The organism is Parasedimentitalea nitratireducens (assembly GCF_057444295.1).
The window spans coordinates 244,089-252,454 of sequence record NZ_JBYAXC010000005.1; the positions used below are offsets into that span (position 1 = coordinate 244,089).

Genomic DNA, 8,366 nt, shown 5'->3' on the forward strand with positions numbered 1-8,366 from the left:
ATGTAAGAAACCGCACACAAGCATGGTGCTGAGATCCAGAGCGCAGGCAAATTGTGACTTGGCGTCCGGGTCTTAACTGGTAGCTTGTCGGAATGAGCTTGCAAGATCCAAAATTCACGAGTCGAAGCGCCCGGTTGCGCAGCATGATCGGGTGGCTGGTGGCCGTGGCTGCGGGTGTTCTTGCCTTGGCGGTGGTCCAGCGGAACATCCAAATCAACGAGCTGGAAAAGGAAAGCGGTGAACTTCACCGACTGGCGTCACTTCGGGTCGGTCAGCATGATGCCCATCTCACGGCCTTGTCGGCCATTGCCGTTGCCAGCGCAGGGCAGCGTTCTGATCTTTTTCTTGATGTCGCGGCCACGATCTCGCGGTTTTATCCACGCATCGACGAGGTGCAGCTGGTGCCGCTTGATCCTTCGGGCGAGGTTGTCGGCTCTGAGCCTTTGCCCTCCGAGATCGAGGCAAAAATTCGTGCCGCGGCAGGACGGTCTACCGGGTTGCCAGAGCTTTTGGTTCACCCATCGCGCAAGGAACATTACCTGCTGGTAAAGCGCAGTCCAAATTCCAGCACCGCAGTCTATGCCCTGGCGCTTGGAATTGATGCGACACAGCTGGTCGGAAGTGACGCCGAATTCTGGTCAAAAGACACCGTCGAGGCGCGGCTTTCCTTGCCCGAGGGCGCCAGCCTTGTTTCCGCAGTCGACGAAACGCTTGCGCAATTTGCAAAGCCCCTGGAAAGCCGGTCCCAGCCGCTTTTGCTGGAAACCTCCAGGAAGACCCGGTTGGAGGATTTGCTTCCGCCCATACAGGTTGCGGTTGTCATTATGTTGGTCAGCCTGATCTATTATTCCGTGCGCGCCCTTGTTCAGCAGCGGGTTCGTGTGCGCGCTGCCGAGCGCGAGGCCGAAATGCGGCGGATGGAGGCGCAATTGACCCATGCATCGCGGGTGAACGCGATGGGGGAAATGGCCAGCGGCATGGCCCATGAACTCACTCAGCCTCTGACGGCCATCCTGGCCCAATCGCAGGCCGGTCGGCGGTTGTTGGCGCGCGGTGATTTGGATGCGGTTGATCCGGCTCTGGATGATATCGGTTCGCAGGCCAAGCGCGCTTCGGCGATCCTTGAGCGATTGCGCAACTGGTCGCGTCCAGGGCGGGGGGCGGTAGAGCAGACGGATTTGCGCGTTGCCTTGGGCAATTTAGAGGCGCTTCTGGGCCCCGAGGCTGAAAAGCAGGGGGTGACCTTGCGTATTGATGTGCCGGGATACGCACTCGAGGTCCTGGCCGATCAGGTCGAAATGGAACAGGTTCTGCACAACCTCATCAGAAACGCGTTCGAGGCGCTTGAGGGGCAGGCGGGTGGTGAAGTCAGTGTCGCTGCAACGACGACCCAGGGCAATGTCGTTCTGGACGTTGTCGACAATGGCCCCGGTATTGATGAAGCCCTGCGGTCACGCCTGTTCACCCCGTTCATGACGACGAGGAAAAATGGCACCGGCCTCGGACTGGCGCTTTGCCAGAGGCTGGTCGAACGTGCCGGTGGAGAGATTTCCTATCAGGACACCGCCGTCGGTGCCAAATTCCGTATTGTTCTGCCGATGAGCGGGCAACAAAGAGAGGCGGCGCAATGAGCCATCCCGTCTATCTGGTCGATGATGACGAAGCCGTCCGGCGCGCGTTGAGCCTGCTGCTTTCGACGGTGGATATTGATGTCACCAGTTTTGCCGATCCGCAGTCTTTCCTGGCGCAGCTTGACGGGCTTCAGCCGGGATGCCTGATCCTTGATATCCGAATGCCACTGATTTCCGGTCTGAAGCTTCAGGAGAAACTGGTGGATAAGGGGGTGGACTGGCCCACGGTCGTCATTTCCGGGCATGGCGATATTGAGGCCTGCAGACGAGCGTTTCGCAATGGCGCTGTGGATTTTCTGTCGAAACCGGTGGACGAACAAGACCTGATCGACGCAATTCAGAAAGGCAGCGATGCGCTTGAAAAGCGGCTGCAGGCCGATTTGGAGCAGGCCGAGGCTCGCAAACTTCTTGCGACGCTGACGGCACGCGAGAGCGAGGTGCTCGAAAGGATCGCCCAAGGGTTCACCACCAAGCAGATCGCCGAAGGTCTTGGCCTGTCGCCTCGCACCGTTGAAAGCCACCGTGCCGCAATCGGGGCCAAGCTGGGCACCACATCGCAGGCGGAAATGACAAGGGCTTGGATCGAAGGGAGGGACAATCCGTAGAACTACGGAGAGGGCTGGGAGGTCTACGAATTACGCGGGTTCGTTTTGAAGAATAGACAGTCTTCATCAATCATGAGGAGACAAAACATGATCCGCAAACTGCCTCTTGCCGCTGCCTTTCTGGCCCCGGTTTCCGTTGCCGCCCAAGAATTGCCGACTGCGCCTTACCTGCCGCTTGATCTGGCCACCAAGGCTGCCCAGACGGCCCTCGAGGCTTGCGAAGCCGACGGCTATAAGGTCAGCGTTGCCATTGTTGCCCGTGATGGTGCGACCAAGGTCCACCTGAAGGCCGATGGTTCCGGCCCTCACACAGTTGGCAGCGCCCAAGGCAAAGCGTTCACTTCGGCCTCGATGGGGCGTGATACGGCAGGTCTGGCCAATTTCATTGGCGAGAACCCGCAGCACGATGGTCTGCGCTACATGGACAGCCGCATGGTCATCCAGGGCGGTGGTCTGCCGGTCAAGATCGGTGGTGCGCTCGTTGGCGGCATCGGGGTTGGTGGCGCACCTGGTGGCCACCTGGACGAAGCCTGTGCGCGCGTCGGTCTGGATGCGATCGGCGCCGAATGATCGGGTCGCAGCCTGCCACCCTCGTGGCGGGCTGCCCATAGGACAGAGAGGTCTGCTATGACAAAGTATTTTCTGGCTCTGCTCCTGAGCGTGGTCGTCGCCTCGGCTCAAGCGCAGACTGCGCCCTCTGGGGCCGAGATCGCCAGCTATCGGGGATTGCATCGCGCTGCCCATACTGGAGACCTAGTTGAAATCGCCCGCCTTGTCGCAGCGGGCGCAGAACTCAATGCCCGCGATCGCCGGGGCCGCACGCCGAGCCATGTCGCGGCCTATGCCTCACACGATGACGCCCTTCGCGCCTTGGCCGAGGCGGGGGCCGACATGAACGCGCTGGAGGGGCAGGCTTACGACGTGGTGACCATTGCCGCCGTGGACGATGACCCTGAACTTATGTCGCTTGCCATCGAACTGGGTAATGATCCGGGGCTCACCACCAGCCCTTACGACGGCACAGCCTTGATCGCCGCTGCCCATCTGGGTCACGTCGAAGTGGTCCGCCGCCTGATCGATGCGGGTGCTCCGCTTGATCATGTCAACAACCTGGACTGGACCGCCCTGATCGAAGCGGTGGTTCTGGGCGATGGAAGACCAGATCATCAAGAAGTCGTTAGGCTGCTTGTGCTGGCGGGTGCAGATCGGAGCATAGGCGACCGCGACGGGGTGACGCCGCTGGAGCACGCCAAGGCGCGGGGGTTTGAACAGATCGTTTCCATTCTGTTGCGCCAAAATTGATACCTGCTGCGCCTCGCCACCTGTTCATTCAATGAAGCGCTACTAATGAGTGACTGTGCTATGAACCGCCTATTCGCGGTGCAGGGAAAGCCTCCTTTCGAGGTTGCCTGAATGTCTGGCTCCCAAGCCGCTGCATGAAAGGTTCGCGCTTGCAGAAAAGGTCCGAAACCCGCCCTTATTGACCAAATGTGGAGGGTGCAGAAATCAGGCCACTTCGCTCTCCCCCTGAGGTCACCAATGGCCCTTAGCTGGCTTTGGTGTAAAACCCGTCTAAAGACCGTTTCAAGCCCCTTGTTCAGAATGCCCATGCCCGCTTAGGGCTGATGCCTTTCAAAAAGTCGATGCTCGGGTGTGGTATTTCCCGAACGCTATTTGCAAATTTAGCGTTACCAAGAACGGTGCTCCATATTCTTGAAGGGAAATTCTGATCGCAGAGTTTTGCAACACGGTCACCCCTTATTATTCACATCGCATTCGGCCTTGAACCTAGAAGGTCGCTATGACTCGGGCTGGGCCTCCAGATCCCCCTCGGTGTGTCGGAGCACCAACAAAAATGGTTGCGCCGGATTCAGGCACTTGATCGAGGTTAGCAATATTTTCTATGCCGTACCGGTTGGTCGGGAGCCATGCGTAGTGGGTATCAAAGGTTTCGGTTGATCCAATGTCAAAGGACAGAGAGTCAGTTGCAATGGCGACAGCACCTGACTGTTCAATCAGCATATGGGCTGTTTCGACATGAAAGCCTGGATAGTGCCGGACACCGTTGTCGTCGAAACCTGCAAATTTGGGAGTGTTAACGTGCTTTTGCCAACCAGAATTCATTGCCACGCACGCGCCGTCTGGGATGTCACCGTTACGACTGATCCAAGCCTTTAAGTCATCAGGCGTAACTTCGGCCTCAATATTCGCATCGGCCTTTTCCTTAATATCGATGACGCATAATGGGCAGATCAAGCTTTCAACTGGAATTTCTTCGACCGACAGACCATCGGCAGAGAAATGTAACGGGGCGTCGACATGGGTACCAGTGTGTTCGAAGACCTCCAAATTAAATGCGTTGAATCCGCTTTCTTCGAACTTGGCCAATTGGTCCAAGCTAATTCCTGGAGAACCTGTCCAAGTTGGAAATTCGTTATCGATGACATAGGATAGATCGACAATGCGGCCCGAATTCTGCGCTCGCGCAGCTTGGGTTGCAGCTAGGTTGAGCCCTGCCCCCACCGTTAGGGCTGGCGCTGCGGCCAGAACCTGGCGTCTGGAAAGCATGCGGGACTTGACAGTTTCCATTACGCATTTGTGGCACATGACTTTGTCTCCCAATAAACGGTCTGAATTCAGATCATCTAGCTCGACATTGCCCACAGACAAATTTGCTACTGTTTTTCACACTCTCAAGCCGATTGGTTGGGATCCCCCAATTGTTTTGCACCAATAGGAAGAGGAGGGTTCAGGGACTTTGATCTCCCAATGCGTGAACTGCGCAGGACCGTTCTGATGGTAGCGGTATGAAGTTTTGCGACTGGATAGTGAAATCAATCCAACTTGAGCAGTTCAAGCCGAACCCCAGTGCATATTTTAGACCAAGTGGGCTCGATTTTCCGTCTTATAGGGGCATATTTCTTACCATGTTGCCTGCGTGGCAACACAAAGGAGGACGACAAAATGTGTGAACATCATGATGACAAAACGATAAACCGGCGCCAGGCTCTGACTGGAGGCGTTGCTCTGGCAGCTGCCGCAGCGAGTGCCACCTCAGCTGGTGCGCAAACTGCAGACAATCCCTATGCGGATCCTGAAAAACCAGCTTTGCCCCCGAGTAACATGGTGCTTAATTTGTCACGTGCCGCGTTGGTCGTTACGGATCCTCAAATCGACTTCCTGCACCCCGAAGGCGTTACCTGGGGGGTCGTTGGAGCCTCTGTCACAAGAAATGGAACAGTCGGAAATATTGAAAGTCTGTTCAAGGCAGCCAAACAGCGGGACATGGCGGTCGCGATTTCGCCACACTACTACTACCCAACTGATCACGGTTGGAAGTTCGAAGGTGCGCTTGAAAAACTCATGCATAAAATCGGAATGTTCGACCGTAAGGGCCCTCTAAATCTGGAAGGCTTTGAGAGCTCGGGTGCTGACTGGATGCCGGAATACAAACAGTACATCGAAGACGGAAAGACAATCGTCACATCGCCGCATAAACTATACGGTAACGAGTCAAATGATCTGACACTGCAATTGCGCAAGAATGGCGTTGATCAGGTAATCCTGGCAGGTATGTCCGCTAATCTCTGTACCGAAAGTCATATGCGTGAACTTCTTGAAAATGGGTTCGAGGTTGCAGTCGTCAAAGACGCCACCGCTGCAGCGATGCTACCTGAAGGCGATGGATATCTCGCAGCTCTTACGAATTTCCGCTACATGGCAAATGCCGTCTGGACAACCGAAGAGGCTGTTCAAAATATCCAGAACGCTAGCTAAGTTAAAATACAGGGTGCGCGTCGTCGTGGCGCGCACTCGATAGAATGAACAGCCTCACTTGTGTGGTCCAATTTGAATGTTAGTGCATGACTAGGCCTGGGTTCCATCGGGGTGGTGGCTTCTGGGGGCGGACAATCCAAGCCACGACTGATCACGCTCTCTGGATCTGAGTTTCGCGTTACCCCTGTACCGCTCCGCCTTGCTAGGCAGTGATAAATATTGACAGCGACGGTGCTGAATTTGTGATATAATAAGTCTCACACAGAGACTCGGTTGCCACATGTAAATAGCTTCAGCCCCAAGTCTCTCAGTCCTTCGAGGGCTTGTCCATTGACGATTGCACTGCTCAAAAAGATACTAATACCGCTAGAGAAGCAAAAATGGCTTCCTGTCATAACGGTCGCCACAGTAGGCGCTTGCATCTCGCTCGCCTTTTTCCTTTTTGCTATCAAATCGGAACGCCAGCGTTTGTTGTCTGAGTTTAGAGAATACGCGAACCAACCGATTACTGAGATTAACAATCTGGTACTTGCCAATATCTCATCAGTTGAATCGATGATCGCATTTTATGATAGCTCTGACTATGTAAGTCGGCAGGAGTTTAACACCTTCGCTTCATCAGTTCTGTCGTCTCACGATAGCATCCAAGCTCTGGAGTGGTTGCCAAAAGTTGCGGAAGACAACCGCAAAGCATTTACGTTGGAGGCACAATTAGATGGTTTTTCAGATTACCAAATTACAGAGCGTTCTGAAGATGGGAAATTGGTACCTGCGGGGTCTAGGCCCGATTACTTTCCTGTTTACTACGTGGAGCCCCTTTGGGGTAACGAAGAGGCGCTTGGTTTCGATGTACAGTCTGAAACGACAAGGTTTGTCGCTTTGCTTCACGCCCGGCGAACAGGTCAAATAGCCGCGTCTGAACCCATTGCCTTGGTGCAAAGCGCCAACAGGGAAAATGGTGTTTTGATTGCCGCACCTGTCTTTGAGAAAGCCGAATTTCACGAAAACACTTCTTCGACAGACAGGCCGATTTTGGGCTTTGTCTTGGCGGTTTTTCAAATTCCTAAACTGATTAAGGCGGTGGAAGACCGGTGGGTAGAAGACCCTAACTTAGGAGACTTTTACGTCTTTTCAAATCCGGACAGTCAAGGTCAGAAACTCATATTCGCGCACCAATCCACTACGGGCAATTTGCCTAAAACCGTGGCCGCGATACCCAAGCCCTATGTATCTGGTGACATTCAAATTGCTGACCGCAGATGGCAGATGATTATAACGCCACCAAACGGATGGCCTGCGGCAGTTGATCTTTGGCTGCCGTGGTCTCTGTTGTTCTTTTGTCTTGGCTTGACTGCCATTGCTTCTGTAATCTTCCGGATGCGACTTCTTGGCGTTATGGAGCTGGAGGGACTTAGCAATGCCTTGCAAGCTAAGAACGAAAAACTGGAGGCCGTATCTAAAGCTTTGGCAAAGTACTTGCCTAGTCAGTTGTGGGATTCAGTTCTGGCGGACGAAGGCCAGCGATCAATTGGAGCCAAGCGAAAACAGTTGACGGTCTTTTTCGGCGACATCGTTGAGTTCTCCCGTTTAACACATGAACTACAGCCAGACCAATTGATGTATATCCTGAATGATTTTTTTACAGAGATGTCAGCCATTGGAAAACGTCATGGCGCGACGCTGGACAAGTATGTGGGCGACGCGGTCGTCATGTTCTTTGGTGACCCTACCAGTAATGGAGCGCGCCAAGATGCTGTCTCTTGCGTCAAGATGGCGATCGAGATGCAGGAACGCATGATTGACTTGCGAAAGAAATGGCTGGATCTTGGTTATCCGAAGCCTTTCCATATGAGAGTTGGCATTCATTTTGGTAGTTGCAGTGTTGGAAATTTTGGCTCCGACGAGCGCATGTCCTACACGATCGTTGGGGAGGATGTTAATCTTGCTGCCCGTGTCGAGAAACTTGGAAAGCCCGACAAGGTTACAATAACTAGCGATACTCTAGAACTAATAAAAGATCAGTTCGAGTTCACCTCTTGTGGTGTAGTTCATGTGGAGAGCATCAACCGCGACATTGAATTGTTTTCTATCAACAAACAGTAAATGTGCATCTGGAAATTATGTCCAATAATCGCTTCAAGGTATCGGCGGTGCGCAAGATCTCTGACCCACGCGCAAAAGGGCAGAAAGCACAAAAATCGTCAACGGGCGGCTCTTATCTTGGCGCTACGATAGTAAATGGACGTGGATGCTGCACTGTTGCAAGTCAGCTCGCAGCCTATTCTGTTGAAAAACTCTTGTTGATTTAGGGATGTCTGACTGATTCAATTTCCTTATTGATATGAGAGGTTGG

Annotated in this window: 7 protein-coding genes; 6 read left to right on the forward strand and 1 reads right to left on the reverse strand. The window is 53.9% G+C overall.

Annotation, left to right across the window (positions count from 1 at the left end; all coding sequences use genetic code 11):
* Positions 1–143: 143 nt before the first annotated feature.
* The 4 genes from AC2T28_RS16675 (at position 144) to AC2T28_RS16690 (ending at position 3,538) form a co-directional block, all read left to right on the forward strand.
* Positions 144–1,631, forward strand: a complete 1,488-nt coding sequence (locus AC2T28_RS16675; RefSeq protein ID WP_486749762.1) for a sensor histidine kinase — start codon at positions 144–146, stop codon at positions 1,629–1,631.
* The gene (locus tag AC2T28_RS16680) at positions 1,628–2,236 is read left to right on the forward strand and encodes a response regulator transcription factor (protein WP_486749763.1); all 609 of its coding nucleotides are present in this window, start codon (positions 1,628–1,630) and stop codon (positions 2,234–2,236) included. Before AC2T28_RS16675 ends, AC2T28_RS16680 begins: the two co-directional genes overlap by 4 nt.
* Before the next feature lie 87 nt (positions 2,237–2,323).
* Positions 2,324–2,806 (forward strand): GlcG/HbpS family heme-binding protein, encoded by a 483-nt coding sequence (locus AC2T28_RS16685; protein WP_486749764.1) that lies wholly within the window; start codon positions 2,324–2,326, stop codon positions 2,804–2,806.
* Between the two features lie 57 nt (positions 2,807–2,863).
* Positions 2,864–3,538 (forward strand): ankyrin repeat domain-containing protein, encoded by a 675-nt coding sequence (locus AC2T28_RS16690; RefSeq protein ID WP_486749765.1) that lies wholly within the window; start codon positions 2,864–2,866, stop codon positions 3,536–3,538.
* 486 nt (positions 3,539–4,024) lie between these two features.
* On the opposite strand, the gene AC2T28_RS16695 is transcribed toward AC2T28_RS16690, so the two are convergent.
* A complete protein-coding gene (locus AC2T28_RS16695; RefSeq protein WP_486749778.1) occupies positions 4,025–4,843 on the reverse strand; it encodes a cyclase family protein in 819 nt (272 codons plus the stop codon).
* 357 nt (positions 4,844–5,200) lie between these two features.
* Between AC2T28_RS16695 and AC2T28_RS16700 the strand changes: the two genes are divergently transcribed.
* Together AC2T28_RS16700 and AC2T28_RS16705 are read left to right on the forward strand one after the other, a co-directional pair.
* Positions 5,201–6,013 carry a cysteine hydrolase family protein gene (locus tag AC2T28_RS16700; RefSeq protein WP_486749766.1) on the forward strand — a complete coding sequence of 271 codons (813 nt, stop codon included), beginning with the start codon at positions 5,201–5,203 and terminating at the stop codon, positions 6,011–6,013.
* A 330-nt stretch (positions 6,014–6,343) separates the two neighbouring features.
* Positions 6,344–8,116 carry a CHASE domain-containing protein gene (locus AC2T28_RS16705; RefSeq protein WP_486749767.1) on the forward strand — a complete coding sequence of 591 codons (1,773 nt, stop codon included), beginning with the start codon at positions 6,344–6,346 and terminating at the stop codon, positions 8,114–8,116.
* The last annotated feature ends 250 nt before the right edge of the window (positions 8,117–8,366 follow it).

What these genes read in the sequence shown, in the direction of transcription:
- AC2T28_RS16675 (WP_486749762.1), top strand. Translation starts at nt 144, where the DNA reads ATGATCGGGTGGCTGGTGGCCGTGGCTGCGGGTGTTCTTGCCTTGGCG.
- AC2T28_RS16680 (WP_486749763.1), top strand. Translation starts at nt 1,628, where the DNA reads ATGAGCCATCCCGTCTATCTGGTCGATGATGACGAAGCCGTCCGGCGC.
- AC2T28_RS16685 (WP_486749764.1), top strand. Translation starts at nt 2,324, where the DNA reads ATGATCCGCAAACTGCCTCTTGCCGCTGCCTTTCTGGCCCCGGTTTCC.
- AC2T28_RS16690 (WP_486749765.1), top strand. Translation starts at nt 2,864, where the DNA reads ATGACAAAGTATTTTCTGGCTCTGCTCCTGAGCGTGGTCGTCGCCTCG.
- AC2T28_RS16695 (WP_486749778.1), bottom strand. Translation starts at nt 4,843, where the DNA reads ATGTGCCACAAATGCGTAATGGAAACTGTCAAGTCCCGCATGCTTTCC.
- AC2T28_RS16700 (WP_486749766.1), top strand. Translation starts at nt 5,201, where the DNA reads ATGTGTGAACATCATGATGACAAAACGATAAACCGGCGCCAGGCTCTG.